Source organism: Streptomyces sp. NBC_01352 (assembly GCF_036237295.1).
GTDB classification, from domain to species: Bacteria; Actinomycetota; Actinomycetes; order Streptomycetales; family Streptomycetaceae; genus Streptomyces; species Streptomyces plumbiresistens.
Genome location: NZ_CP108354.1, coordinates 10,520,774 through 10,546,444 on the forward strand (window position 1 = coordinate 10,520,774; position 25,671 = coordinate 10,546,444).

General features: G+C 71.6%; 26 protein-coding genes and 3 pseudogenes. 17 read left to right on the plus strand and 12 right to left on the minus strand.

The window, feature by feature from the left end; all coding sequences use genetic code 11:
- Positions 1 to 16: 16 nt before the first annotated feature.
- Genes OG252_RS48295 through OG252_RS48305 form a run of 3 tightly spaced genes read right to left on the minus strand, consistent with a single transcriptional unit; the run spans position 17 to position 2,570 of the window.
- Entirely contained in the window at positions 17 to 358 is a 342-nt protein-coding gene (locus tag OG252_RS48295; protein WP_266446241.1) for a cupin domain-containing protein, read from the minus strand.
- Positions 359 to 360: 2 nt separating this feature from the next.
- Entirely contained in the window at positions 361 to 1,158 is a 798-nt protein-coding gene (locus OG252_RS48300; RefSeq protein ID WP_329344520.1) for a carbon-nitrogen hydrolase family protein, read from the minus strand.
- A gap of 56 nt (positions 1,159 to 1,214) precedes the next feature.
- On the minus strand, positions 1,215 to 2,570 hold the full coding sequence (locus tag OG252_RS48305) for an MFS transporter (RefSeq protein WP_266446245.1): 1,356 nt from the start codon (positions 2,568 to 2,570) through the stop codon (positions 1,215 to 1,217).
- Positions 2,571 to 2,691: 121 nt separating this feature from the next.
- Between OG252_RS48305 and OG252_RS48310 the strand changes: the two genes are divergently transcribed.
- Positions 2,692 to 3,378 carry a DUF2848 domain-containing protein gene (locus OG252_RS48310; RefSeq protein ID WP_266446248.1) on the plus strand — a complete coding sequence of 229 codons (687 nt, stop codon included), beginning with the start codon at positions 2,692 to 2,694 and terminating at the stop codon, positions 3,376 to 3,378.
- 41 nt (positions 3,379 to 3,419) lie between these two features.
- Here the strand turns inward: OG252_RS48310 and OG252_RS48315 are convergent, their stop codons facing one another.
- Together OG252_RS48315 and OG252_RS48320 are read right to left on the minus strand one after the other, a co-directional pair.
- A complete protein-coding gene (locus tag OG252_RS48315) occupies positions 3,420 to 4,310 on the minus strand; it encodes an SDR family oxidoreductase (RefSeq protein WP_266446251.1) in 891 nt (296 codons plus the stop codon).
- An 81-nt stretch (positions 4,311 to 4,391) separates the two neighbouring features.
- Positions 4,392 to 4,562 (minus strand): hypothetical protein, encoded by a 171-nt coding sequence (locus tag OG252_RS48320; protein WP_329344524.1) that lies wholly within the window; start codon positions 4,560 to 4,562, stop codon positions 4,392 to 4,394.
- A 140-nt stretch (positions 4,563 to 4,702) separates the two neighbouring features.
- Here OG252_RS48320 and OG252_RS52515 point away from each other — a divergent pair.
- From OG252_RS52515 to OG252_RS48350, 7 genes and pseudogenes are all read left to right on the plus strand, one after another.
- A pseudogene (locus OG252_RS52515) lies at positions 4,703 to 4,816 on the plus strand (helix-turn-helix domain-containing protein); the annotation flags it as partial.
- Positions 4,805 to 5,527 (plus strand): LysR family substrate-binding domain-containing protein, encoded by a 723-nt coding sequence (locus OG252_RS48325; protein ID WP_443068517.1) that lies wholly within the window; start codon positions 4,805 to 4,807, stop codon positions 5,525 to 5,527. The pseudogene OG252_RS52515 and the gene OG252_RS48325, both read left to right, overlap by 12 nt.
- 194 nt (positions 5,528 to 5,721) lie before the next feature.
- Complete coding sequence (locus OG252_RS48330) at positions 5,722 to 6,366, plus strand: hypothetical protein (RefSeq protein WP_266446255.1); 645 nt, start codon at positions 5,722 to 5,724, stop codon at positions 6,364 to 6,366.
- Positions 6,338 to 6,733, plus strand: a pseudogene (locus tag OG252_RS52520) (winged helix-turn-helix transcriptional regulator); the annotation flags it as partial. The gene OG252_RS48330 and the pseudogene OG252_RS52520, both read left to right, overlap by 29 nt.
- Before the next feature lie 207 nt (positions 6,734 to 6,940).
- Positions 6,941 to 7,387 (plus strand): SRPBCC domain-containing protein, encoded by a 447-nt coding sequence (locus OG252_RS48340; protein ID WP_266448961.1) that lies wholly within the window; start codon positions 6,941 to 6,943, stop codon positions 7,385 to 7,387.
- A complete protein-coding gene (locus OG252_RS48345; protein ID WP_266446257.1) occupies positions 7,384 to 7,752 on the plus strand; it encodes an ArsR/SmtB family transcription factor in 369 nt (122 codons plus the stop codon). Before OG252_RS48340 ends, OG252_RS48345 begins: the two co-directional genes overlap by 4 nt.
- Positions 7,753 to 7,789: 37 nt before the next feature.
- Positions 7,790 to 8,284 (plus strand): hypothetical protein, encoded by a 495-nt coding sequence (locus OG252_RS48350; protein ID WP_266446260.1) that lies wholly within the window; start codon positions 7,790 to 7,792, stop codon positions 8,282 to 8,284.
- A gap of 11 nt (positions 8,285 to 8,295) precedes the next feature.
- Here OG252_RS48350 and OG252_RS48355 read toward each other — a convergent pair whose 3' ends face one another.
- Positions 8,296 to 8,706 carry a DUF6223 family protein gene (locus OG252_RS48355; RefSeq protein ID WP_266446263.1) on the minus strand — a complete coding sequence of 137 codons (411 nt, stop codon included), beginning with the start codon at positions 8,704 to 8,706 and terminating at the stop codon, positions 8,296 to 8,298.
- Positions 8,707 to 8,956: 250 nt separating this feature from the next.
- Here OG252_RS48355 and OG252_RS48360 point away from each other — a divergent pair, with 250 nt between their 5' ends.
- From OG252_RS48360 to gap, 4 genes are all read left to right on the plus strand, one after another.
- Entirely contained in the window at positions 8,957 to 10,081 is a 1,125-nt protein-coding gene (locus OG252_RS48360; protein WP_266446266.1) for a sensor histidine kinase, read from the plus strand.
- Positions 10,078 to 10,740, plus strand: a complete 663-nt coding sequence (locus OG252_RS48365) for a response regulator (protein WP_266446268.1) — start codon at positions 10,078 to 10,080, stop codon at positions 10,738 to 10,740. The genes OG252_RS48360 and OG252_RS48365 overlap by 4 nt, the downstream gene beginning before the upstream one ends.
- A gap of 57 nt (positions 10,741 to 10,797) precedes the next feature.
- Positions 10,798 to 11,754, plus strand: coding sequence for a GlxA family transcriptional regulator (locus OG252_RS48370; RefSeq protein ID WP_266446270.1), 957 nt, complete (start codon positions 10,798 to 10,800; stop codon positions 11,752 to 11,754).
- A 100-nt stretch (positions 11,755 to 11,854) separates the two neighbouring features.
- On the plus strand, positions 11,855 to 12,853 hold the full coding sequence (gene gap / locus OG252_RS48375) for a type I glyceraldehyde-3-phosphate dehydrogenase (RefSeq protein WP_266446274.1): 999 nt from the start codon (positions 11,855 to 11,857) through the stop codon (positions 12,851 to 12,853).
- Between the two features lie 25 nt (positions 12,854 to 12,878).
- On the opposite strand, the gene OG252_RS48380 is transcribed toward gap, so the two are convergent.
- Complete coding sequence (locus tag OG252_RS48380) at positions 12,879 to 13,619, minus strand: class I SAM-dependent DNA methyltransferase (protein WP_266446275.1); 741 nt, start codon at positions 13,617 to 13,619, stop codon at positions 12,879 to 12,881.
- Positions 13,620 to 13,747: 128 nt separating this feature from the next.
- Here OG252_RS48380 and OG252_RS48385 point away from each other — a divergent pair, with 128 nt between their 5' ends.
- From OG252_RS48385 to OG252_RS48400, 4 genes and pseudogenes are all read left to right on the plus strand, one after another.
- Positions 13,748 to 14,509: a DUF4097 family beta strand repeat-containing protein gene (locus OG252_RS48385; protein WP_266446277.1), complete on the plus strand. Its 762-nt coding sequence runs from the start codon at positions 13,748 to 13,750 to the stop codon at positions 14,507 to 14,509.
- A 130-nt stretch (positions 14,510 to 14,639) separates the two neighbouring features.
- Positions 14,640 to 15,833 (plus strand): annotated as a pseudogene (locus tag OG252_RS48390) (PP2C family protein-serine/threonine phosphatase).
- A 225-nt stretch (positions 15,834 to 16,058) separates the two neighbouring features.
- The gene (locus OG252_RS48395) at positions 16,059 to 16,415 is read left to right on the plus strand and encodes a hypothetical protein (protein ID WP_266446280.1); all 357 of its coding nucleotides are present in this window, start codon (positions 16,059 to 16,061) and stop codon (positions 16,413 to 16,415) included.
- A gap of 84 nt (positions 16,416 to 16,499) precedes the next feature.
- Positions 16,500 to 16,667, plus strand: coding sequence for a hypothetical protein (locus OG252_RS48400; RefSeq protein WP_266446283.1), 168 nt, complete (start codon positions 16,500 to 16,502; stop codon positions 16,665 to 16,667).
- Positions 16,668 to 17,011: 344 nt separating this feature from the next.
- Here the strand turns inward: OG252_RS48400 and OG252_RS48405 are convergent, their stop codons facing one another.
- Positions 17,012 to 18,217: an erythromycin esterase family protein gene (locus tag OG252_RS48405; RefSeq protein ID WP_266446286.1), complete on the minus strand. Its 1,206-nt coding sequence runs from the start codon at positions 18,215 to 18,217 to the stop codon at positions 17,012 to 17,014.
- Positions 18,218 to 18,275: 58 nt separating this feature from the next.
- Between OG252_RS48405 and OG252_RS48410 the strand changes: the two genes are divergently transcribed.
- Positions 18,276 to 19,025, plus strand: coding sequence for a TioE family transcriptional regulator (locus OG252_RS48410; protein ID WP_266446289.1), 750 nt, complete (start codon positions 18,276 to 18,278; stop codon positions 19,023 to 19,025).
- 675 nt (positions 19,026 to 19,700) lie between these two features.
- Here the strand turns inward: OG252_RS48410 and OG252_RS48415 are convergent.
- From OG252_RS48415 to mhpA, 4 genes are all read right to left on the minus strand, one after another.
- Positions 19,701 to 21,116 (minus strand): DEAD/DEAH box helicase, encoded by a 1,416-nt coding sequence (locus OG252_RS48415; protein ID WP_266446292.1) that lies wholly within the window; start codon positions 21,114 to 21,116, stop codon positions 19,701 to 19,703.
- Positions 21,117 to 21,388: 272 nt separating this feature from the next.
- Positions 21,389 to 21,943, minus strand: a complete 555-nt coding sequence (locus OG252_RS48420; RefSeq protein ID WP_266446295.1) for a pyridoxamine 5'-phosphate oxidase family protein — start codon at positions 21,941 to 21,943, stop codon at positions 21,389 to 21,391.
- A 72-nt stretch (positions 21,944 to 22,015) separates the two neighbouring features.
- A complete protein-coding gene (locus OG252_RS48425; protein ID WP_266446298.1) occupies positions 22,016 to 24,031 on the minus strand; it encodes an acetoacetate--CoA ligase in 2,016 nt (671 codons plus the stop codon).
- Positions 24,028 to 25,653, minus strand: coding sequence for a bifunctional 3-(3-hydroxy-phenyl)propionate/3-hydroxycinnamic acid hydroxylase MhpA (mhpA, locus tag OG252_RS48430; protein ID WP_329344535.1), 1,626 nt, complete (start codon positions 25,651 to 25,653; stop codon positions 24,028 to 24,030). The genes OG252_RS48425 and mhpA overlap by 4 nt, the downstream gene beginning before the upstream one ends.
- Between the last annotated feature and the right edge of the window lie 18 nt (positions 25,654 to 25,671).

Here is a 25,671-nt window from a genome sequence, read left to right on the forward strand (position 1 = left end):
ACACGCGCCCCGTGGTTCAGTCCGGGTAGGTGATCACCAGCATGGTGACGCCTTCGGGCGCGGTCCACGGGCCGTGCGGCATGCCCGGCGGTCGGCACGCGTAGGTGCCCCGGGCGAACGTCTCGTCGAGCGTCAGATCGCGCAGGGCGCCGTCGAGGATGTACACCTCCTCCCAGAACGCGTGCCGTGCCACGCCCTGGGCGGAGCTGTCGGTGCCCGGATCCCAGCGCACCAGGACGGTACGGCGCTCCTGGCGCGCGTCCTCGGCCAGGACCCGCTCGGCCACCCCGGGGGCGGCGCCTTGCGGCGCCGTCCAGGGCCCGGTGGGCAGGTGGAACTCCAGTTCCGGCTTGGGCACGGCTATACCCCCAGCCGGCGGTTGGCGAGTACCGGGATCTTCTCCCGGACGGCGGCCACCTCGTCGACGTCCACGTCGGCCACGAGGAGTTCGGGTTCCGCGTCGAGGCGGTGGCGCAGAGTCCCGTCGGGGCCGACGAGCGCACTGTGGCCGATGCCGGTGGGTGCCGTGCCGCGGGCGACGACTCCCGAGGCGGCGGGGTCGGCCTGGCCGACGGCGGCGACCCACACCGTCGCGTCCAGCGCCCGGGCCCGCACCAGCAGCTCCCACTGGTCGGCCTTGCCCGGGCCGGCCCCCCAGGACGCCGCCAGCAGGGTCGCCATCGCTCCCGCGTCGGCGTGGGCGCGGAACAGCTCGGGGAAGCGCACGTCGTAGCAGGTGGCCAGCCCGAGGCGTACGCCGGCCACGTCGATCGTGACGATCCGCTCGCCCGGGGCGACCGTCTCGGACTCGGCATACCCGAAGGCGTCGTAGAGGTGGATCTTGTCGTACGAGGCCTCGACGCCCGGACCCGTCGCCAGCAGGGTGTTGGCCACCCGCCCGTCGGCGGCCGGGGTGAACATGCCGGCCACCACCACGATGTGCGCCGCCTCGGCGATCTCGCGCACCGCGGTGGCCCACGGGCCGTCCAGGGGTTCGGCGACGGCTGTGAGGTCGGTGCCGAAGCAGGCCATGGAGGCCTCGGGGAACACGACGACTCTCGCGCCCGCTTCCGCGGCGCGTGACGTCCACTCCTCGATGAGGCGGAGGTTCTTCTCGGGGTCGGCGCCGGTGGTCAGCTGGCTCAACGCGATGCGCACGGGGCACCGCCTTTCTGCGTCGGGAGGGAAGCGGGGGAGGGGCGACGGGAGGCCCGTCACACCACATGGGCCGGTTCGGCCTGCCGGGAGGCGGCGAGTCGGGCGTCCTCCTCCATGGCAGGGGCGGAGTCCCGGCCCAGGCAGAGCCCGCCGACGGTGACGACCGCCGCCACGGCGATGTACAGCGCCAGCGGGACCCAGCTGTCGTAGGAGCTCAGCAGCGCGGTGAACAGTAGCGGAGCGACCGCGCCGCCGATGAGTCCGGCGAGCGTGTAGGCCAGCGAGGAGCCGGTGTAGCGCAGCCGGGGCGAGAACTGCTCGGCGACGAAGGCCGCCTGCGGTCCGTACATGAAGGAGTGGATGGCCAGGCCCACGACGACGCCGAACATGAGCAGCATCCAGCTGTCGCCGTCGACCAGAAGGAAGAACAGGAAGGGCCACACTCCGGCGGCGACGGCGGAACAGCCGTACAGCAGACGCCGGTTGACGCGGTCGGAGAGGGCGCCGGCCAGCGGGATGAGGAACACCTGCAGCGAGGAGCCGACCAGGACGGCCGTCAGCGCGGAGCCGCGCGACATGTCCAGCCTGTCGGTCGCGTAGGTGAGCACGAAGACGGTGAACATCGCATACAGCACGTCGGGCGCGACCCGGCTGAAGATCGCGGCGAGCAGGGCCCGGGGCTGGGTGGTGAACACCTCGCGGATCGGCGCCTCGGGGCGGGACTGCTCGGCCTCCATGGCCTTGAAGACCGGTGTCTCCTCCAGCTTGGCCCGGATCCACAGACCGAAGCCGACCAGTACTCCGGACAGCACGAACGCCACCCGCCAGCCCCAGGACAGGAACTGGTCCTCGGTGAGCAGGACGCCGAGGGCCGCCAGCACACCGTTGGCGAGGAGATTCCCGGCCGGCGGACCGACCTGCGCCGCGGAGGCGTAGAAGCCGCGGCGGCGCGGATCGCCGAACTCGCTCGACAGCAGGACGGCCCCGCCCCACTCGCCGCCGACTCCGACGCCCTGCGCGAAGCGCAGCACGACCAGCGCGATCGGTGCGGCGACGCCGGCGGTGTCGTACGCGGGCAGCAGGCCGATGAGGAACGTGGCCACCCCGATGAGGACCAGGGTGGCGATGAGGACTTTCTTGCGGCCGATCACATCGCCGAGACGGCCGAAGACGAAGCCGCCGAGCGGGCGGGACACATAGCCGACGGCATACGTGGAGAACGCCAGGAGTGTGCCGGTCAGAGGGTCTTCCGAGGGGAAGAAGAGATCACCGAAGACCAGTGCCGCGGCGGCGGAGTAGACGGCGAAGTCGTACCACTCCAGAGCGGTTCCGGTGAGGCTGGCGAAGAAGGCCCGGCGCATGCCGGAACGGTCGGGGAGAACCGCCTGATCGCCCTGCGGGGTGTGCTGCATACGTCCGAATCCTTGCGTCGAGGAGACATCGACCTTTCGGCATACTTCTTGTATACAGGTCGTATGCGCAACCCCTGCGCCGGAAGTTAACCGCTTCGAAACGCCCCCACGAGGAGATCCTGTGGCCGTGCTGACCTTCGAGCTGCCCGACGGCTCCACCCGCGACGTCGACGTCCAGCGGGTACTCAACGCCGGCTACGCCGGGCGCAGCCAGGACGACGTCGCCGCCCATGTCGCGGAACTCGCCGAGCTCGGAGTCCCCGCCCCCGCCGTGACGCCCGCGCTCTACCCCGTCTCGCCCTACCTGGCCCAGCAGACCGACCGCGTGGCCGCCCAGCACGCCCGCACGTCCGGTGAGGCCGAGTGGGCCCTGATCGTGGCGGCGGACGGGGAGTTGCTGCTCACCGCGGCCTGCGACCACACCGACCGCGATCTGGAAGTACACGGCGTGGCCTGGAGCAAGAACGCCGGCCCGGATGTGCTCGCCCGCCGCGCCTGGCGCCTGGCCGACGTCGAGCAGCGGCTCGACGAGCTGACCCTGCGGGCCTGGGTCAGCCACGACGGGGAGGAGAGCGAGATCCAGCACGGCACGCTGGCCGAGTTGCTCACCCCCGCCTACTGGGCGGACGTACTGCGCTCCCGGGGCGATCTGGTGCCGGGCACGGTCCTCATCTCGGGGACCATCCCCATGGCCGAGGGCGTGGACCAGTTCGCCGACGGCTGGCGGGTGGAACTGGGCGACCCGGTCACCGGGGACAGCATCCGCCTCTCCTACGACGTGGTCCCCATGCCCGAGCCGATCGGCTGACCGCAGGGCATGGCACCGGGCCGCCCGCACCGCCCGGGCGGTCAGTCGTGCGGGTGCAGCAGGTCCTCCAGGCCGATGCGGCTGAGGAACTCCGCGCGGATGTGGTCGGCGACGGCACTGACGGTCTCGGAGCCGTCGTCGGCCGGGTCGATGTGGACGCGGAAGGGCCGTTTGCCGTGCTCGGTGCCGACGACCTCGACGATCGCGTCGGCGACCTGCGACACGTCGGCGTCGGCCGGGGCGAGGGCGGCCAGACGCTGGGAGACCTGCTCCATCAGTCCGGCGTACCGGGCCGCGTAGTCGGGGATGACGGTCTGGTCGCCGGGGTGGCCGCCGGTGGCGAAGTGGTTGGTGCCGGAGGTGAAGGAGCCGGGCACCACGATCGTCGTCTCGATGTTGAAGCGGGCCAGCTCGGCGGCGTAGGAGACGGCCAGGGAGTCCATGGCGGCCTTGCCGGCGAAGTAAGGCGCCAGGTACGGCGGGGTGCCGCCCCGGGTGGAGGTGGAACCGACCCACAGCACCAGGCCGCGGCGCTGCTTGCGCAGGTGCGGCAGGGCGGCCCGGTTGACGCGCTGGGTGCCCAGCACGTTGGTGTCGTAGACCGCGACGAGTTCGTCGGGGGTGAAGGCCTCGGTGGGGCCGGTCACCATATGTCCGGCGTTGTGGATGAGCACGTCCAGGCGGCCGGCCTCGGACAGGACCGTCTCGATGGCGGCGTCGGCCGACTCCTGGGAGAGGACGTCGAGTTCGACGGTACGCAGGTCGACCCCGTGCTCGGCGGCGTAGGCCTTGGCGGCGGTGACACGGTCGGCGTTGCGGGTGGTGGTGTCGCGCATCGCCGCGTACACGGTGTGCCCGGCGTCGGCCAGGGCGCGGGCGGTCAGCGCGCCGAATCCGGAGCCGGCGCCGGTGATCAGGACGGTGAGGCTCATGCGGTTGCTCCTTGAGAACGGAATGCGGTCGGCCGCCGGGGAGGTCCTGTTCCGGGTGTCCTGAACGAGACCCCGGGCGGGTCAGCCGAAGGAGATGACGGACCGTCCGCCGCCCCGGCCCGCGGCCATGGCGTCCAGGGCGGCCGGCGCCTGGTCGAGGCTGATCGGGGTGACGTCGGGCAGAATGCTGTGGGCCGCGGAGAAGGCGAGGGTGTCGCGCAGGTCGTGCGGGGAGCCGGACGGGGAGGCCATGACCCGCAGCCGGTTCAGGACCATCGGCTGGGCGGGCAGGACCAGGGGATCGGAGCCGTAGCCGCACAGCAGCAGCGTGCCGTCGGGAGCCAGCCCGCCCAGGGTGGCCGCCGCGGCCGCGGTGGACGCACTTCGGGCAGGCGGCCGTCGCGCTGCACATCACCCAGCCCGCGCTCTCCCGACAGATCCGGCAACTGGAACGCGACATCGGGGTGGATCTCTTCGTCCGGACCAGCCGGGAGGTGGCCCTCACCCCGGCCGGCGAACAGCTCTGTCACGACGCCCGACGGCTGCTCGCCGAGAGCCAGGCCACGCTGGAGCGGGCCAGGCGGGCCGACGAAGCCGGCCGCCGCCTGACCGTCGGATTCATGCTGGGCACGGACATGACCGCGGTCGTGCAGCGTTTCACCGACCGTCACCCCGGCGTGGAGGTCCGGTTCGAGCGCCTGCGCTGGTGGAATCACGGCCAGGCCCTGCGTGACGGCCGCGTCGACGCCGGCTTCGTCAGGCTGCCCGTCGACTCCGAGGGCCTCAGCCTGCTGCCCCTCTACACCGAGCCGCTTGTCGTCGCCTTGCCTGCCGAGCACGCGCTGGCCGCCCGCGGCTCCGTCGGTATCGCCGACCTCGCAGGCGAGGCCGTCCTGCGCTACGCCGAGGCCACGCCCGCGTGGAACGCCTTCTGGACCGTGGACCCACGTCCCGACGGCTCCCGACCACGGCAGGGACCCGTCGTCCACGACATGGAAGAGATCGTGGAGTACGTCCGAGCCGGGCGCGGCGTGGTGTTCCTGCCCGCCCCGGTCGCCGCAGGCTACGCGCGGGACGACATCGCGTACGTTCCGGTCGGCGACATCCCGCCGGGGCAGATCGTGCTCGCCTGGCAGGCCGCCGGGCGTTCGCCCCTGATCGCGGCCCTGGTCGACTCCGCCCGAGACTCCGTGCGGCACGGGACGGGACCACGCTGAAGGTCAGGCATCCCCGGCTCGGGCCGCCTACCGGCCCCCTGCCGACCTGTTCCGTCTGTGACACGACTGTGGCCGGAGGTGTGGCTTCCACCACGCCGGACGGATCACCGCCGGACCAAGATCAACGGATGCCCAGAGACCTCACAAGTCCCAGACGTCCCTTACTCGTTGCACCGGGCCGCCCCGTCGTCGCGGTGCTCGCCGCGGTCGGCGTCGTCGCCGGCGTACTGACCGGCCGGCCGGCCTTCGACACCGTCAACGGCTGCGGGTTCCCCGTCGATCGGTACCCGTCCGCAACCGCACGGGACTGGGTCGACCACGCAGACGTCGTGATCGTGGGACGCGCCGTGCGGGAACGGGAGAGCGGCCGCAGGGAGTTGGCCGCCGGTGCGTACCTCTACCAGCTCGAGCGCACCGTCGAACTGACGCGAGAATCCCTCCCGTTCACCTCTCCCGCCCGTTCGCACCCGAACGTCGGCGCCGCCGTCGACTACATCGCCCCCGGTTGGAAGATCCTCCGGTCCGACGGCAGCACCCGCGTCGACGACCTCGTGGGAGACGCCCCGCGGGTCGTCCCCGGCCATACCTACATCCTCGCCCTGCGGTGGCAGGACGACCGCTGGGTGGCCCTCGGTGAGGGCGCGGTCGTACCGTTCGACGACCAGGTCGTGGGCCGTGGGGAGTGGTGCGGGGATGTCCTGGACACCGACGGCTTCGCCGAGGGCGAGCGGATCTCACGGCGCGACGACCACAGCCTGGAGAAGGCCCTGATCGGCCGGGGCGAAGACGCGCTCACCCGCGAACTCGACCGTGCGGCACGGCAGAAGAGCAGCGACTGAGCCCCCTGGCCCGGGCGCCCGCCCACAGTGCGTACAGTGGGTACGGCACCGCCCGGCGGGGGACCGGGGCGCGGGCGGGTCGGCCAGAGCCGGGTGGTCCCCCGCCAGGCCGCGGCGGCGGTCACCAGCAGGGCGATGTCGAGGCCGATCTGCCGGGCTTCGCCGCCAGGGACGCCTGCGCTTCACGGACTTGCACCGGCAGATACCGGGGATCTCACAGCGGATGCTGACGCTGACACTCCGGAACCTGGAGCGCGACGGCCTCGTGTCCCGGACGGCGTACGCCGAGGTCCCGCCGCGAGTCGAGTACGACCTGCCTCCCCGGCGGAGCCTCATACCACCGGCGCCCGGGCTCGTCGGCTGGGCGATCGAGCACATCGCGGAGACGGAGATCGAGGCCAGCAGGGCGGCCTACGGTGACCGAGCGGGACGATCCCGGTACGCCGGAGGGCGACGGGGTCACTGCTGCGGTCCACCACTGTTCGAGCGGAGTGCAACTCGCGGGTTGCACCTGGAATCGCGACGTGCAACTCTGGAGTTGCACACAACGACGGCAACGAATGGAGTCGACCTCATGAGCGAGGACCGGATCGAGCGCGAGACCCTGATCGCGGCACCCCTGGAGCGGGTCTGGTCGCTGGTGGCCCAGCCCGGGTTCTGGGTGGCCGACAAGGCGAGCCTGCCCGGCACCGTGGCCAGGGAAGGCGAGTCGATGGTGGCGAAGAACGCGGAGCACGGCGACTTCCCGGTGCGCGTGGAGAAGGTCGAGCCCCCCACCTACCTGGCGTACCGCTGGACCAGCGCCTTCCCCGGGGAGGAACTGCGCGAGGACAACAGCACCCTCGTGGAGTTCACGCTGACCCAGGAAGGCGAAGGCACCCGGCTGCGCGTCGTCGAGAGCGGCTTCGCGGCACTGGCCGGGTCCGAGGAACTGCGCAGCCAGAACCTGAAGGACCACACCGCGGGCTGGCCCCTGGAGCTCGACGCGCTCAAGACGCGCGCCGAACAGCCCTCCGCGTGACAGACGAACGCGCCGGCGCCGGCGAGGCGGTGGACAACGTCCTCGCCGCGCTCGCGGACCCGACCCGACGCCGGCTGCTCGACCTGCTCGCCGCACGGGGCGAGGCCACCGCGACGACGCTCGCCGAACCACTCCCCGTCTCCCGGCAGGCAGTGGTCAAGCACCTCGCCGTCCTGGACGCCGCCGGCCTGGTCTCCGGCAGCCGGGTCGGACGCGAGATGCGCTACGCGGTACGGCCCGCGGCACTGGACGCGACGGCCCGGTGGATGGCCTCACTCGCGGCCGACTGGGACCGGCGCCTGGCGAACATCAAACGCGTCGCCGAGGCAGCGGAGCGGGACTCGGGCTCGACACCACCCGACTGACTCGACACGACACGACCCGACCGAAGGGAAGCACGCTGTGGACACGACAGCACTGCGCGGCGCCTACGACAGGCTGCTCGAGGTTGCGGCCGGCCCCGACCTCGGTGACGCGGAGGACGTGGACGACGGAGGATGGAACGCCGACCAGATTCTGGCCCATCTCCTCAGCGTCGACGCCGGGACCGCAGCGGCCGCTCTCGCCGTCGTCGCCGGCTCGCGCCCCGCCTTCGACAACCGGGTCTCCCTCGACCCCTGGAATCTCGGCCGGATCATCGCCGAGCACTCCGGCAGGGCGGACCTGATGAGCCACGTCCGCAACCAGGCCACCGTCCTGTGCGACATCGCCGATCAGCTCAACGAGGAAGCCGCCGCGGTTCTGGTTCCGACGTTCCTCCAGTCCAACGGGGCCCTGGTGCTGGACCAGCCGATTCCGCTCGCGGCCCTCATCAATGGCCTCGCCACGGACCACGTACCAGGGCACACCCAACAGCTCCTCGACCTTCGCGTCGCCGCCCCTGGCCCACCTGGATGAGCAGCTCGCGGTCAGGCGGTGCGGCGGGAGCGGGCCAGGGCCAGCCCGCCGAGAACCAGCGCGATCAGCCCCACCACCAGGGCGACGATGGCCCCGCCCAGCCCGTTGCCGGTGCCGATACCACCGTCGGAGGTGGCCACGACCAGCCCGCCGAGGGCCATGGCGATCAGTCCGGCCACCAGCGCCACGGTGGTTCCGAGCCGCCCGGAGCCGGAGCCGGTGCCGAAACGACCGGCGGGGCGGGCCAGCGCCAGTCCGCCGATGACCACGCCGATCAGCCCCAGCACGGCGGCCGAGGAGGCCCCGAGTCGCCCGGCACTCATGTCGTAGACACCGGCGGCGACCGGTTGGACCGACATGCTCGCGGCCGCCGGCGCGGCCATCACCAGTCCCACTGACGTCAGGGCTCCTGATGGGCTCATGTCCCTCTCCTCTTTCCTATGTCCTGCGTCTCGTTTCGTACGTCTCGTCTCCGAGGTTCGGAGGTGGCTCGAGCATGTCGCCGAACAGGCCGCCGGTCGTCCGGCGGCCGGAGTCACTTCGCGCTGCCGCCGAGGACGCACCCGGTTGCCGCGGACGCCGCAGGCGCCGTGAAAGTACTGCGTACGCGGTAGTCGGCCGCTCGTCCGCGAGCGGGACTCGACCATGGCGGCATCCGGCTAGGGTGCGCGCATGAGTACAGGACGGTCCGGCGTTCCGGCCGGCGTCAGAGACTGGGCGATCGCCGTCGGCGTAGCGGCGACGCTGCTGGTCACCGGGCTGTCCGGACAGCACTCAGCGACGGGCCTCGACCTGCTCGGCTACGCGCTGCTGGTGGCCGGCGGCCTGGCGCTGGCCGCGCGCCGCCGGGCTCCGGTGCCCGTCCTGGCCGTCACCGGGCTGTGCGCGGTGGGCTATCAGGCGGCCGGCTTCGACGTGCCCGCCGTCGCGTACCTCTTCGCGGTGTACGCGGCCGTACGGGCGGGACACCGCACCATCACGGTGGTGGCGAGCGTGACCATGCTGGCCGCTCTCCCGCTCGCGGCGCTCGTCTCCCTGCACGACGCGAGCGAGGCGTTCGCGCAGGCCCGTGGCGCCCTCGAGCTGGCCTGGCTGATCGCGGCCGGCGCCGCGGGCGAAGCGTTGCGACAGGCCGAGCGGCGGGCGGACGAAGCCGAGCGCACCCGGGAGGAGACCGCGCGGCGCCGGGCCGACGAGGAGCGGCTGCACATCGCGCGGGAGTTGCACGATTCGCTCACCCACCAGATCTCGGTCATCAAGGTGCAGGCCGAAGTCGCCGTCCACGTGGCCCGCAAGCGCGGCGAAGAGGTGCCGCAGGCACTGCTGGCGATCCAGGCGGCCGGGCGTGAGGCGACCCGGGAGCTGCGCGCCACCCTGGGAGCACTGCGCGACGACGACACGACCCCGCCGCGCGGGCTCGACCATGTCCCGGAACTGGTGGAACGGGCCCGTGGGATCGGCCTGGACACGACGTTGACGATCGAAGGACAGCGGCACGCCGTGCCGGCCGCGGTGGACCGGACCGCCTACCGGATCGTCCAGGAATCGCTCACCAACATCGCCCGGCACGCCGGCGCCGCTACCGCGTCGGTCCGGATCGACTGCCGTCCGGACGCCCTCGCGATACGCGTCGACGACGACGGCAGGGCCACACCGGACACCGCCCCGGTGCCCGGCGTCGGGCTGCTCGGGATGCGCGAACGCGTCACCGCCCTCGGCGGCCGGCTGCGAGCGGAGCCGCGTGGCGAGGGCGGCTTCACCGTCCAGGCCGAACTCCCCGTGGACCGGACGCCATGATCCGAGTCCTGCTTGTCGACGACCAACCGCTCCTGCGCAGCGGATTCCGCGCGCTCCTCGACCTCGAGGACGACATCGAGGTGGTGGCCGAGGCCGCCGACGGTGAGGAGGCCCTGGTCCTCACCAGGGAACACCTGCCCGACATCGTGCTCATCGACATCCAGATGCCGGTCGTCGACGGCATCGAGGCGACCCGGCGCATCGCCGCCGACCCGGCCCTGGCCGGGGTGCACGTCGTCATCCTGACCAACTACGGCTTCGACGAGTACGTCTTCGACGCACTGCGCGCCGGCGCGGCCGGGTTCCTCGTCAAGGACATCGTGCCGGAGGACTTCCTCCATGCCGTACGCGTCGCCGCGCGCGGCGACGCCCTGCTCGCACCGTCGATCACCCGCAAGCTGATCAACCGGTACGTCACCCAGCCGCTCCACACCGACGACGGCGCGGGACTGAAAGAGCTGACCAACCGCGAACGCGAGGCCGTCGCCCTGGTCGCGCAGGGCCTGTCCAACGACCAGATCGCCGACCGCATGGTGATCAGCCCGACGACCGCGAAGACCCACATCAACCGGGCCATGGCCAAGCTCCACGCCCGTGACCGTGCCCAACTCGTCGTCCTGGCCTACGAATCCGGCCTGGTCACCCCACGCAACGCCTGACCTCGAAGGAACTCCTCCGGGCGGGGCTCAGCCCTCATCCCTGCGTACCCTGTCCCCGTGTCAGCCTCCCGCCTCCGTCGCGTCGCCGTTCTCGTGCTGGAAGGCGCGAAGCCGCTCGATGTCGGCATCCCCGCCCAGGTGTTCACCACTCGCGCGAGCATGCCGTACGAGGTGCGGCTGTGCGGCGCGGCACCTGGTCTCGTGACCGGCGGCGACGGCCTTTCCTACCACGTCGCCCACGGCCTCGACGCGCTCGCGTGGGCCGACATCGTGTTCATCCCCGGCTACCGGTTCCCGGACCGCGACGATCCGCCGCAGGCCGTCGTCGACGCGCTGGTCGCCGCCCACGAGCGGGGCACGCGGCTCGCCGCCATCTCGACGGGCGCCTTCGCGCTCGCCGCGACGGGCCTGCTGGACGGTCAGCGCGCCACGACGCACTGGCACTACACACGGGCACTCAGGGCGAAGCATCCGCTCGTCCAGGTCGACGAGAATGTTCTGTTCATCGACGAGGGCAGCGTGCTCACGTCGGCCGGCGCCGCCTCGGGCATCGACCTGTGCCTGCACATGCTGCGCGGCGACCTCGGGGTGGCCGCGTCGAACCACGCGGCCCGGCGCCTGGTCGCGGCTCCCTACCGCAGCGGCGGTCAGGCGCAGTATGTGCCGCGCAGCGTGCCCGAGCCGCTCGGCGAACGTTTCGGCGCCACCCGCGAGTGGGCGCTGCACCGGCTCGGCGAGCCCCTCACCCTCGAGATACTCGCGCGGCAGGCCGCGGTCTCGCCGCGCACGTTCTCGCGTCGCTTCGTCGAAGAGACCGGGTACACGCCGATGCAGTGGGTCATGCGCGCGCGCATCGACCTGGCCCGCGAGCTGCTGGAGCGTTCGCAGCGCGGCGTCGAGCAGATCGCCGCCGACGTCGGCCTCGGCACCGGTGCGAATCTGCGGCTGCACTTCCAGCGCATCCTCGGCACCACACCGAGTGAGTACCGGCGCACCTTCGCCCCGGGCGAGTAGCCCTGCCACTGGCGCGATCCTTGCGAACCGTGGCAGTCGCGCCACTGTCAGCGGCGGAAGCCGCGAGCGAACCTGGTGGGGAACCGAAGGGAGATCATTCATGACTCGCATCGCCGTCAACGGATTCGGCCGCATCGGACGCAATGTGCTGCGCGCACTGCTCGAACGCGACAGCGACCTCGAGGTCGTCGCGGTCAACGACCTCACGGAGCCCGCCACCCTCGCGCGGCTGCTCGCCTACGACACCACGGCCGGCCGGCTCGGTCGTCCGGTGACCGTCGACGGGGACGCCCTCGTCGTCGACGGCCGTCGCATCACGGTGCTCGCCGAGCGCGAACCGGCGCAGCTGCCGTGGGCCGAACTCGGTGTCGACATCGTCCTCGAGGCGACCGGCCGCTTCACGTCGGCCAAGGCTGCCCGCGCCCACCTCGACGCGGGTGCGAAGAAGGTGCTCGTCAGCGCGCCCTCGGACGGCGCCGATGTCACGCTGGCGTTCGGGGTCAACACGGACGCGTACGACCCGGCCGTCCACACGATCGTCTCGAACGCCTCGTGCACGACCAACGCGCTCGCACCGCTGGCCGCGGTGCTCGACGAACTCGCCGGTATCGAGCACGGCTTCATGACGACGGTGCACGCCTACACGCAGGAGCAGAACCTGCAGGACGGTCCGCACCGCGACGCCCGTCGTGCCAGGGCCGCCGCCGTCAACATCGTGCCGACGACGACCGGTGCCGCCAAGGCGATCGGCCATGTGCTTCCGAACCTGGACGGCAAGCTGTCGGGCGACTCGATCCGAGTACCGGTTCCGGTGGGTTCCATCGTCGAGCTCAACACGACCGTCGCCCGCGACGTCACCCGCGACGACGTGCTGGCGGCGTACCTGTCCGCGGCACAGGGGCCGCTCGCCGGCATCCTCGAGTACTCGGACTTCCCGCTCGTCTCCTCCGACATCACGGGCAATCCGGCCTCGGCGATCTTCGACTCGGCCCTGACCCGCGTCGACGGCCGCCACGTGAAGGTGGTCGCCTGGTACGACAACGAGTGGGGCTTCTCGAACCGTGTGATCGACACGCTCGAACTCCTCGCCACTCCCTGACGTCACGACGCGTGAACAAGGCCGGTCAGTCGGCGGGTCTCTCCCAGACCGAGACGTGCCGGCCGCTCTCGCTGGTGAAGGGTTCCCGCGTCCATCCCTCCCACCGCTCGCGCAGTCGCAGCCCGGCGAGCTGGGCCATCAGGTCGAGTTCGGACGGCCACACATACCGGAAGGGGATCGACCGGTACTCACCACGGCCGTCGACGACTTCGACGTAGTTCGAACTCGTCGCCTGGGTTGCGACGTCGTAGACGTCGAACGCCCACCGCGTCGGGCTCACGTGGAACGGCACGACGTTCTGCCCCGCCGGGAGCTTCCGCAGTTCGGGGATCATGACCTCGATGACGAAACAGGCCCCGGGTTCCAGGTGAGCCGCCGCGTTGCGGAAACAGGCCACCTGGGCGGCCTGCGTCGTCAGATTCATGATCGTGTTGAAGAGCAGGTAGGCGACGGAGAACGTCCCGTCCACCCTGGTCGTCGCGAAGTCACCGATCGTGACGCCGATCGCGTCACCGCCTGGTTTGGCACGCAGCCGGGTCACCATCGCCCGTGACAGATCGATGCCGTGGACCGGGACTCCGTGACGCGCCAGCGGCAAGGCGATGCGTCCCGTCCCGATGCCCAGCTCAAGGGCCCGGCCGCCGCCGGCCAGCCCCGCCAGAAAGCCGACCGTCGTCTCCACGACACTCGGGTCGAACATGTCAGCTGACGACTCGTCGTAGGCCGCCGCGACCCGTTCTCCGAAGTAACCGTCCTGATCGTCCATCGCCAGACCGTACTGCGGGAGCCCTTCGACCCGCGCGTGGATTTCGCCCGGGGCGGGGCCGGCAGCCGGCTTCGGTACTGACCGGTGGCGTGGCCATGACGGTGCCGGGTCGGGGCATTCGTAGCGGCATGAAGGCGATACCGACAAGGCGGGTGCTGCTCGTGAGCGTCGTGCTGACGGTTCTTCCCGTCGCCGTGTCGTGCGGTGACCACGGGAGCGGGGCGTCCAACGGCTCGGTCGCGGCGGGACCCGCCCTTGGGGCCTCCGGTCGTCACCTGGTCATCACGACCGACAACGGGCTGCTGTTACGCCCCGCCGACGGCCACCGAGCCATCGTGGACGACCGTGCCGATGCCGACTGGTCGCACCGCGACGGCACATGGACCCTCGACCTCTCGTGTGGGGACCGGGCCCGGAGCGGGGAAGCGTGTCCCCGCATGCCCTACGTCGAGGTCCCGGACGGCGTGAGCGTCACGGTCAGTGCCCGCAACGCGGGCATCGACGCGGCGGGCATCGCTGCCGCGTTGGACCTGACGACCCTTAACGGCGACGTGACGGTCACCCGCTCCGGAGGCGACGATGCCGCGGTACGGCTGTCCACCCGCAACGGCTCGGTGCGCGCGACGGCCCTCGACACGCGTCGGCTGTACGCGGCGACCACGAACGGCGATGTGAAGCTCGCCTGCGCCACCGCCCCGTCGAGTGTCACCGCGACGACCACCAATGGCTCGGTCGGCGTCACCGTCCCGCACAACGCCCCTGCCTACCTCGTCACCGCGGGCACGGACAACGGCCGCGCCACGGTCGCCGTCCCCACGCGGGACGTTCCCCACGGCCCCACCATGACGCTGACCACGGTCAACGGTGACGTCGACGTGCGCGGGGACTGAACCCGGCACCACACGTCGCGCCCCGTACGGCGAGCCCCGGCCGACGCCCGCCGGCTCCTCGCGCCGTGGGCCGACCTCGACCTGCGGATCACGGCGCCGGGTGTGAGGCTGGGGCCAGACGATCAGTCCACTGGGCGGTGATGACGTGACGGCCGAGGTCAGCGACGAGCAGCTCAGGGAATTCCTCGCCGACCCTGTCAACTCCACACTCGAGCTGTCCACCGCGGTGGCCCGCTGCACAAAGGCACTGGGACTTCAGCACGCCGTGGTGTACCTCGCCGACCTGCAACAACGCAGCCTCGTCCCGCTGACCGACGTCGCCTCCACCCGATCGACGACTCACTGGCGGGCTGGACCTATCGCACCCAGTCACTACGGGTCGAGGAGTCGGGGACGGACGGGATCACGGCCTGGTTCCCGTTGCTAGACGGAGCCGAGCGGCTCGGGGTCCTCGCGGTGCACGCCCGCGTACTCACGGCCGCATCACTCACTCGAGGCAGAGCACTTGGCGCACTGCTCAGCATGATGATCACGTCCAAACGGGCGTATAAGGACTCCTTCGTCCGCCGGACGCGCGTCGAACCCATGATGCTGCCCGCCGAACTGCTGCGGGCGTTTCTGCCTCCGCGCACGATCGGCAACGGGCACGTCATCTCCACGGCCGTACTCGAGCCTGCCTACGAGATCGGCGGCGACGCCTTCGACCATTCCCTGACGGACACGACGCTGCACGCCACCGTCCTGGACGCCATGGGGCACAACCTCGCCTCAGGACTGACCAGCGCCGTCTCCCTCGCCGCATGCCGCAACGCCCGGCGTACCGGCGCGGATCTCCCCGAACTGGTCGACATCGTGCCAGGCGCTCGCCGAGTGGCTTCCCGATCAGTTCTGTACGGGCGTACTGCCCCAGTTGGACCTCGCCACCGGGATGCTGCGGTGGGCCAACTGCGGTCACCCCGCGCCCCTCCTCATCCGTGACCAGCAGCTGATCGTCGACGCGCTGGAACGCGAGCCGGACCCGCCGATGGGACTGCCGTTCCTCTTGGCAGGGCGGCCGCGCCAGATTCACGAATGCGCCCTGCAGCCGGGCGACCGGGTGTTGCTCTGCACCGACGGCGTCACCGAGGCGCGCACCCGCGACAACAGCCTCTTCGGCCTCGAACGCTTCGCCGACTACGTCATCCGGGCGACGGCCGCCGGAGAACTCGCATCCGAAACGCTGAGGCGTCTGATCCACTCCATCCTGGACGCGAAGTCCAGTCACCTGCGCGACGATGCCACGATCCTGCTGCTCGAGTGGCAGCCGCCCACCGGGCCGGCGTAGAGCAGGCCGAGAGAGCGCGCGACGAGGCGCATCAAGGAGCACCTCGCTCGCACATTGAGTGGGAAATCTGCAGCACGTGTGCCCGAATGCTGAATATCTCTGGGGCGTGTAACACGGCGGCGGACCCATGACGCAGTCATGCACGTACCCGTGTGCCGAGTGCGCGGGAACGCGGAGACATTGCCGTACTCCGGCTTGCAAGATCATGAGTCAGATGGGAAATCAGTGAGCAATCCCGACCCGGTGTCCGGATACCGCGCCTACGACCAGCCCCCGACCGGCCCGCGCCCTTACCCACGGGACCAGGCCGGTGCCCGACGCGCGGCCCTGGCCATCCACACGATCGCTGACATCGCCGCCGGCTTCCTTGGCCTGTGGATTCTGCTCCACCTGCTCGGGGCCAACGAAGCGAGTGTCTTCGTCGAGTTCGTGCACGGAACGGCCGATTGGCTGGCCTGGTGGTCGCAGGACATTTTCACCATGGACACAGAGGGCCTTCGAGTGCTCCTCAATTACGGTCTGCCCGCCGTGCTTTATCTGCTCGTCGGTCACGGGATCGCCGCGCGACTCAACCGTGCATGACCGCATTACCGGTTTTGAGAGCACCCAGAATTTCGCGGTGCGGTCAGGCCGCCCCGGAGTACGACACCGATAAGGATCAGCCCTGTGAAAACCAACTCAGCCGAAAACGATCACCTGCCGGTCTACGAGAGCTTGGTGCGTGAACGCGGGGATGCCGTGGCGGAAGCCCGTGTGGTGGCCGAAGAGACGCACCACCAGGTGACGCAAGCACTGAACTGGCATGACGCAGTTCAACCGGAGTCCGAATCCTGAGCGAGCTGGACTCCGTCCTGTTGACCGCCGAGTGCGGAACTGCGACCCGCATACCTGGGGAGCCCGGCTGGTGCGCCGAGCACGGCTACGACGGTCTGCCGGTGTATCGGAGACGGACTTCTGGGAAGCCGGTACTGGGCGGCTGCTGCCCGGCCTGATCAAGGGCCGTACGCGCGGCCCCCCGATCGGGCCGGCCTTCTCGCCCGGAGATGTGTGCTCGGACACCGGGCCGGCGCGGTGTCGTACGGGCAGGCCCGTCCGCTGCCGGACCAGCAATCCGCGCCAGCCGGGCGGGGCTCGCGCAGCCCGAGGCGCCCCGACACGCCGGACTGCTGATCGTGGCCCTAGCTCTGCGGGACGTCCTTGACGAACACCAGGCCGTCGCTGCCCGCCAAGTGGGCCGGGTCGAACGGGGCGTAGCCGAACCAGGGGGATACGCGGGGCGCGGGCCGCGTGTCGCCGAGGGCGGTGGCCAGCCGCGGAGCGTCGATGACGCAGCGGTCCTCCGGGAGCGCGTACAGGAGTCCTTCGACGGTGTCCGGGGACGGGGCGTCCACTCCCTGGTGGCGGATCGTGCCGAGGGCCGTGGCAAGGAAGGCGTACTCCTCGCCCAGGTGGGCGCTCACGATCGCGCCGGCGCTCCACCACTCCAGCAGCGGCTGGTCCCACATCCGCATCGTGCTCTTCTCCCGCTGGAGATGGGAGTTGTGGGCGTGGACGAGTGCCGGGCCCCGTTCGGCGACGGCGAGGAGGTTGTCGGCCATCATCTGGTCCCGCAGGCCCAACAGCCGGGTCATGCGGGCCGGTGAGGTGTCGGCCATCCCGTAGTGGTAGCGCAGCAGGCCGACGGCGGTACGCCCGTACAGGCGGGCCCGGTCCCAGTCGTCCCGCGAGGTCGCCGTGATCAGGTGCGGCGTCTGCGCGTCGAGCAGCGCCACCAGATCGTCGGCGAGCAGCCGCAGCCGACTGGCCTCGGCCGACCGCCCCACGGACTGGGACGGGTCCGTCATCGCGGCGGGATGGGTCCACCGGTCGTCGGTGCCGAGCAGGCGGTCGAGTGTTTCCGCGCTGCAGGGGAGCAGCTCCACGTCCAGGTGGGCCGCGAGGTAGCCGTGGAGTGCGGTGAGGGTCTGCCGGGGGCTCGCGGCGTGGGTGATCTCCAGCGGGCCGTCGGCACCCGCGAAGCGGAGCCGCTCGGACGTGGGCAGGCCGTCGTTGTGGGCGCGCATCCAGCGCACGAGCTCGCGGTTGGCCGCGGACGCGCCCCACCCGTGGCTGAATCCGTGCTCCATGACCTCGTCGAGGGTGCCCGTGCCCGAGGTGACGTAGTCGTCCACGACCAGGCCCATCACGCAGTCGCTCTCGATCGCGATCGTCCGGTAGCCCTCCTGCTCGACGAGCTGCCGGAAGAGTTCGTTGCGCAGGCCGAGCAGAGTGTCCTCGCCGTGGGTGGGCTCGCCGAGGGCGAGCAGCCGAGGCGGGGCCGGAAGCAGCTTCATGACGGCGGCGGCCTCGAAGGCATGGGTGGTGTCGCTGATGTCAGTGGCCATGCCTTCAACGGTATCGTTGAACCTCCGCTTGAAACTTTCCCGCGATATGGTCAGGTCCGTGGGACAGAACCTTCAAAGCGGCAGACAGCTCCGGCCGGTTGACCTGGCGCGCGAGCACGGCCTGTCCACGCAGGCGGTCAGGAACTACGAAGAGGCCGGCATCCTTCCGGCCGCCGGTCGCACACCCCACGGCTACCGCACCTACACCTCGCTGCACGCGGGCGCACTGCGCGCGTTCCTCGCCCTGGTACCGGGCCACAGTCACCGGACGGCGACGTCGATCATGCGGGCCGTGAACCAGGGCACGGTCGATGAGGCGTTCCGGCTCATCGACGAGAGCCACGCCCAGCTCCTCGACGATCGGCGGACGCTCCAGGCCGTGGAGAGCGCCCTCCGCGGCCTGCAGCCCACCACGGCGTCCGAGCCCGGCGCAGTGTCCGAGCCGGCCGCGGTGTCCGGGGCCGGCGGCACGTTCATCGGGCCGCTGGCGGCGGAGCTCGGAATCCGGCCCGCGACACTGCGCAAGTGGGAGCACGCCGGGCTGGTGAGCCCGCGCCGCGACCCGCTGACCGGATACCGCGTCTACGACGAGGCCGACGTCCGGGACGCCCGGCTGGCTCACCAACTCAGGCGGGGCGGCTACCTGCTGGAGCAGATCGCCCCGCTGATCACCCAGGTACGGGCGGCCGGCGGGCTGGAGCCGCTGGAGGCCGCGCTGAGTGACTGGCACGGTCGGCTGTCCGCCCGCGGGCGGGCGATGCTGACCGGTGCCGCAGAGCTGGAGGCGTACCTCCGCGAGCGCGGATGAGAGCGCGACACGCAACCTGAGGTGGCGTGTCCGTGGCAATGGCTTCCCCACCCTCCAGTGGACCCCCGAGGTCGTCGAGCCCGAGTACTCCGGCCGGCGGCAGGAGCAGGCCGCCTGGCGGGAGGGCGTGGCCCTTCTCAACCTCTCCCACCATCGCGCCACGGGCCGTGCTGAGGCTCGGGGAGGTCTACATGCACGGGCGCGAGCCGAGCCGGCAGGACTGGGAGAACGGGTTCGCCGTCAATGCCGCACTGCAGATCGGACATCTTGCCGGACGGGGGCGCGTCCGGATCGCGATGGCACTGCCCGATCATGACTTCCCGCTCGCCGAGGCCCGGCTCGGGTTCGCCCAGGAGGCCGCCCGGCGTCGAGGGCTTCCGCCCCTGGAACGCTTAGTCGTGCCGAGGCCTCGGGAGGCCGGTGCCGCCCCCGTGACGGCTTCGACGAGACCGAGCACGGCTCCCTGGCCACCCCCGCCCTCATCACCGTCCACATCGACGCCGAGGGCCTCGGACGGATCGCCGCCCGCAACGCCCTGGGCCTCGACACCGGAGGCTTGGCGCCCGCGCCCAGCCGCATCGCGGTACGCGCGGACCCGTCAGGAGCCGGACGTCCTTGCCGTGGACGACCGCGCCCTGCACGCCCGGCTCGCGCGGATCACCGAGTGGTGCGGCGTCAGCGGCCCTTGCGTACCCGGGCCGCCGCGCGGGCTTCCGCGGTCTTGCGGGCCTCGGCGGCTTTGCGGGACTCCTTCGCGGGGCGGCCCGGACGGGTGCCGAGGCCGCGGAAAGGGGCGTTTCCGCTGCCCTTCGACTCGATCGGCGGGCGCTTCGCCCCGGTGATGGCGGTCAGCTTCTCCTCGCCGGAGCGCACCTGCGTGACCGTCGGCCGGATGCCCGCCTCGGACATCATCCGGTTCACATCCCGGCGCTGGTTGGGGGTGACCAGGGTGACCACGTTCCCGGACTCCCCGGCACGGGCCGTACGCCCGCCACGGTGCAGGTAGTCCTTGGCGTCGGCCGGCGGGTCGACATTGACGACGAGGTCGAGCGCGTCGATGTGAATGCCCCGCGCCGCGACGTTGGTGGCCACCAGCACGGTGATCTCACCGTCCTTGAACTGGCCGAGCGTGTGCGTGCGCTGCGGCTGCGACTTCCCGCTGTGCAGGGCGGACGCCCGTACGCCGCTGGCCCGCAGGTGACGGGTGAACTGGTCCACGGCGGCCTTGGTGTCCAGGAACATCAGGACCCGGCCGTCGCGCGCGGCGATCTCGGTCGCGGTCGCGTACTTGTCGGCGCCGTGGATGTTCAGCACGTGGTGTTCCATCGTGGTGACGGAGCCCGCGAGCCGGTCGACCGAGGCGAGAACCGGGTCGTGCAGGTAGCTCCGCACCAGCTGGTCGACGTTGCGGTCGAGCGTGGCCGAGAACAGCAGTCGCTGCCCGTCGGAGGGGACCTGGTCCAGGACGTCGGAGACCTGCGGCAGGAACCCCAGGTCGCACATCTGGTCCGCCTCGTCCAGCACCGTGATCCGCACATGGTTCAGGACGCAGTCCCGACGCGACACCAGGTCGGCCAGCCGCCCCGGCGTCGCGATGACCACCTCGGCGCCGGTCTTCAGCTCCGCCGACTGCCGGTTGATCGACAGCCCGCCGACGACCGTCGCCAGTCGCACGTTCAGCGTCTGCGCGTACGGTGTCAGCGCGTCGCTCACCTGCTGTGCGAGTTCCCGGGTCGGCACCAGGACCAGTGCGAGCGGCCGCTTCGACTCCGCTCGCCGGCCTGCCGTCCGCACGAGCAGCGCGAGCCCGAAGGCCAGCGTCTTGCCGGAGCCGGTCCGCGCGCGGCCGAGGACGTCGCGGCCGGCCAGCGCGTTCGGAAGGGTCGCGGCCTGGATCGGGAAGGGCTCCGTCACCCCGAGGCCGGTCATCGTCCTCACCAGCTCCGGCGGCAGCCCGAGCGCGTCGAAGGACGCGGCCGGCGGCAGGCCCGGGGACACCGTCTGCGGCGTCGGGAGTTCGCCCAGCGGCGCTGCCGCCCGCTGGGACTTGCCGGCGCGGGAGAGCCCAGGGGCCGACGGCTTCGCGTTCATGGGGAACCTTCCTGATCTTGGCGCCCGGAACGCGCCGGGGCCCGTACCCCTTGGTACGGGCCCCGGCGGTGTCGAAGCGTGCCCCCATTTTACCAGCGGGGGCGCGGGAGCCCGCCGGTCCGGTCGGCCCTCCTCGCCCGCCCGGACGTCCTGTGGGACCTGGCCGGCCACCATGGACGAAGCCTGACAGGAACCTCACTACTGATGAGGCGGCACAGCTGCGGTCACCAGATCCCCCTCCGGCACAACGCCTGCCGGGCGCGGGGACGTCATCAGGACGGGTCCGGCGCGTCCCACGGAACGGTGCCCGACACCCAGTGGGTGAGCCCTTCCGCCTGGTCATGGCCGGCCAGGTGGCGCGGCGGAGTCGCGTAGGTGGCGTAGGGCCGGCAGCGGATGACGACGCGGTCCTCCTTGTCGGCCATCGCTTCCACGAACGGCCGGGCGTCCGCACCGAGTTGCTCGCCGGACATGCGCTCGCCGACCGCCATCATCACGTCGACCACGAGGCCGCGGTCACGCTCGACCACCGCGTCGGCGTACACCTGGAGGTAGGTGAAGGGCCACCGCTCGTCGAGGAGGCAGAGACCGACCTTGCCGTCCCGCTGGACGAAGCGACCCTTGCCTCGTCCCGCCTGCGTCGACACGAGCAACTCGTCGTTGTCGGTCGGCACGTAGTACACGACCGACATGGCCGGACCGTCGTTGCGGCGCCGGTAGCCGAATACGCAGGTGCGGTGCGTGCGGACGAACTCCCTTCGTTCCGAGGGGAGCATGTCCCGGTCGGTCGGAGCCGTGAACGGATCGGTGGTGAACGGAAGCAGCATGTCGGAATGACCTCCTGTGGTGGGCAGAGGGGGTGTTCGGCGGGTCCAGGTGAGCGGGGGCGCATCCGGCGGTCAGGTGCCGTCCCTCGCCTCCCGGCGTTCGGCGCCCAGACCGGCGAAGAACGCGAGGAGTTCGGGGCTGTCGACGGCCGAGGGGTCGACGACCGGGTCGGCCGGGGCTCCTTGGAGGAGCCGCTTGACGGGGACTTCGAGCTTCTTGCCGGTGCGCGTGTGGGGGATGCCCGAGACGGCGAGGATCTCGTCGGGGACGTGACGGGGTGACGCGCCGGTGCGGACTGCGTGGCGGATCCTGTCGCGGAGGGAGTCGTCGAGGGCGACTCCGGCCGCCAGGACGACGAACAGGGGCATCCAGTAGCCGCCGTCCGGTTCCTCGACGCCGATGACCAGGGCTTCGGTGATCTCCGGCAGGCGTTCGACGACCTCGTGGATGTCGGCGCTGCCCAGGCGTACGCCGTTGCGGTTGAGGGTGGAGTCGGAGCGGCCGTGCACGATCACCGAGCCATGACCGGTGAGCGTGATCCAGTCGCCGTGCCGCCACACACCGGGGTACGCGCCGAAGTAGGCGTCGCGGAAGCGGGTCCCGTCGGGGTCGTTCCAGAAGTACAGCGGCATGGACGGCATGGGCCGGGTGACGACCAGCTCGCCGACCCGGTCGACCACGGCGGAGCCCTCGTCGTCGTACGCCGCCAGGGCCACGCCCAGATGAGGCACGGACAGTTCCCCGGCCCAGCCGGGCGTGGTCGGGGCGCCGCCGGCGAAGCCGGAGACGACGTCCGTGCCGCCGGTGATGGAGGCCAACTGGACGCGCTCGCCCACGTGGTCGCGGACCCAGGGGTAGGCGGAGGCGGGCAGCGCGGAGCCGGTGCAGCCGACGGCGCGGATCGACGACAGGTCGTGCGCGGACGGGTCGATGCCGAACTTGGCCATGCCGAGGAGGTATTGGGGGCTGGTGCCGAAGAGGGTGACGCGATGGCGGGCGGCCAGGTCCCACAGGACGTCCGGGCGGGCGAGGGGGGCCGGGCTGCCGTCGTAGGTGCAGGTGGTGGCGCCGGTGAGGAGGGCGGAGGCGACCAGGTTCCACATCATCCAGTGGGTGGTGGTGTACCAGAGGAGGCGGTCGCCGGGGCCCAGGTCGGAGTGGAGGCCGAGGGTCTTCAAGTGCTCCAGCAGGACGCCGCCGTGGCCGTGGACGATGCCCTTGGGCAGGCCGGTGGTGCCGGAGGAGAAGACGACCCACAGGGGGTGGTCGAACGGCACCGGCGTGCAGGCGAGTCGCTCGGTGCGGGTGACCGCGTCCTCCCAGGCGAGCGTCAGCGCCGGGTAGTCGCCCTGCGGCCAGGGCAGGCCCACGTGGTCCACGAGCACGGTGGCCTTGAGGGTGGGCAGCGACCGTGCCAGGTCCAGCGCGGCATCGCGGCGATCGTGGGTCGTACCGTTGAAGAGGTAGCCGTCCCCGGCGATCAGCACCGTGGGTTCGAGCTGGCCGAAGCGGTCGGCGGCGGCCTGCGGAGCGTAGTCCTGGCCGCACACCGACCAGACGGCGCCCAGGCTCGCCGCGGCGAGGAAGGCGATGATCGCGTGCGGGGTGTTGGGGAGGTAGCCCACGACCCGGTCGCCCGGGCCGACGCCCAGGTCGCGCAGGGTGGCGGCGACGGAGGCGACCTGGGCGCGCAGCCGGTCGCCGGACATCTCGTAGCCGGCTCCTGTCTCGTCCAGCGCGATGATCGCCGGCCGGTCGTCGCCGAGGTGGCGCAGGGCGTGGTGGGTGTAGTTGAGGGTGGCGCCGGGGAACCAGCGGGCGCCCGGCATCCTGTCCACCTCCAGCACCTGCTCGTACGGCGTGGCCGCGTCGACGTCGAAGTACTCCCACACCGCGCCCCAGAACCCTTCGAGGTCGGCGACGGACCAGCGGTGCAGGGCGGCGTAGTCGGTGTGGTCGGCAGCGACCTGGACGCCCCGGTGCCGGGTGACCCAACGGCCGAAGTCCGCGATACGGCTCGTGGTGGCGGCCTCCGGATCGGGGGACCAGAAGGGATCCGGGGACGGTGCGGGGCTCGGTGCGGTCATCGCGCGGTGCTCCTCAGGAGTGCGGGGCGGTGGGTCGTGCAGAGCAGGGGCGCCCAGGCCGCGGCGTCGGTGAAGCCGCCGCGCCCGGTGGGCACGGTGTCCAGGACGACGCGGTCGGGGCGCAGGAGTACGGCGGCGGCCCGGCCGTCGCGCAGCCAGGCGGCGAGGGTGCCGTCGTCGCCCAGCTCGTCCACGGGGACGATCCGGGCGCCGAGTCCCTCGGCGACGGCCCGCGTCGACGGGATCAGGGGTACGGCGGTCAGGACGGCGAGGGAGTCCCCGAGTACGTCGTCGAGGCGGGTGCGCCGGCCGTCGGCGGTCACCCAGGGCTGGGGGCAGCAGGTGCCCGCGAGGCGGCCGCGCCGGACCAGCGGGCCCGGGGTCAGGTCGGGGCTGAGGCCACGGCCGGCCAGGCCCGTCACCCCCGGGACGCGGCACGCGGTACCCAGCAGGGTCCGGCGGAACACGGCGGCGCGGTCCTGGCCGCCGGTCATGGCCCAGCCCGTGGCGACGGCGAGGCGGATCACATGGCGGGCGTGGGGCTTGCGTTCGCTCTCGTAGGTGTCCAGGAGCCGTTCGTCGGCGCCCTGTTGGAGGACCCGGGCGAGTTTCCAGGCGAGGTTGTGTGCGTCGCGCATGCCTGAGCACAGGCCCTGCCCGATGAAGGGCGGGGTGAGGTGGGCGGCGTCGCCGAGCAGGAAGACCCGCCCCCGGCGCCACCGGTCGGCGAGGCGGGCCCGGAAGGTGTAGCGGGCCTGCCGGATCACCTCGAAGTCGTCGCCGTGGGAGATGTCCACCCAGGGGGCGACCAGTTCGCGCAGCCGCTCCCGGCCATCGGGGCCGTCGAGGCTGTCGCCGTCCCCCAGCCGGAACTCCCAGCGGTAGCGGTCCTCGCCGATGCGCATGAACGTCGCGGGCCGGGCGGGGTCGCAGACCTGGTCGACGCCTTCCCAGCACCGGACGTGGGCGCGGGTGCGGACGTCGATGGCGGACCAGTGCTCCTCGAAGCGCAGGTCCTCCCATCCGGCGCCGATGGCGTCGCGGGTCAGGCTGCCCGCGCCGTCGCAGCCCAGCACGGCGTCGGCACACAGGTGGGTCTCGCCGCCGTCCGCTCGGACGGTCACGCGCACCGGCCCGTCGCCGTCCTGGGCTGCTACGGCGGTCACCTCCACGCCACCGCGCAGCTCGCACTCCGGACGCCTGGCCAGGGCGTCTCGCAGCAGGCGTTCCAGCTGCGGCTGGTCGAACATGCTGGTCTGCGGAAAGCCGTGGTGCCCGTGCGGGGAGCGCCGGAACTCGGCCATCACCCGGTGCCTGGCGTCCAGCAGACGCAGCCCGTTGGCCGGCCGTGCGACGGGGGCGAACTCCCCGTCGACACCGACGGCTTGGAGGATCCGCCGGACTTCGTCGTCCATGGCGACCGCCCGCGGCAGAGGATAGACGTCCCGGTGACGATCGAGAACGACGGTGCGGACTCCGTGCTGGGCGAGGAGAAGGGCGGTGGTGACTCCCACGGGCCCGGCTCCGATCATGACGACGGGGAGGGAAGCAGCGCGGTCTGTTGCCTGTTCCGCCGCCCCGGTCGCGGTGTCCCGTTGCCCGACGGCCTGCTCTGTGGTCATGTGCGGCTCATCTCGGGT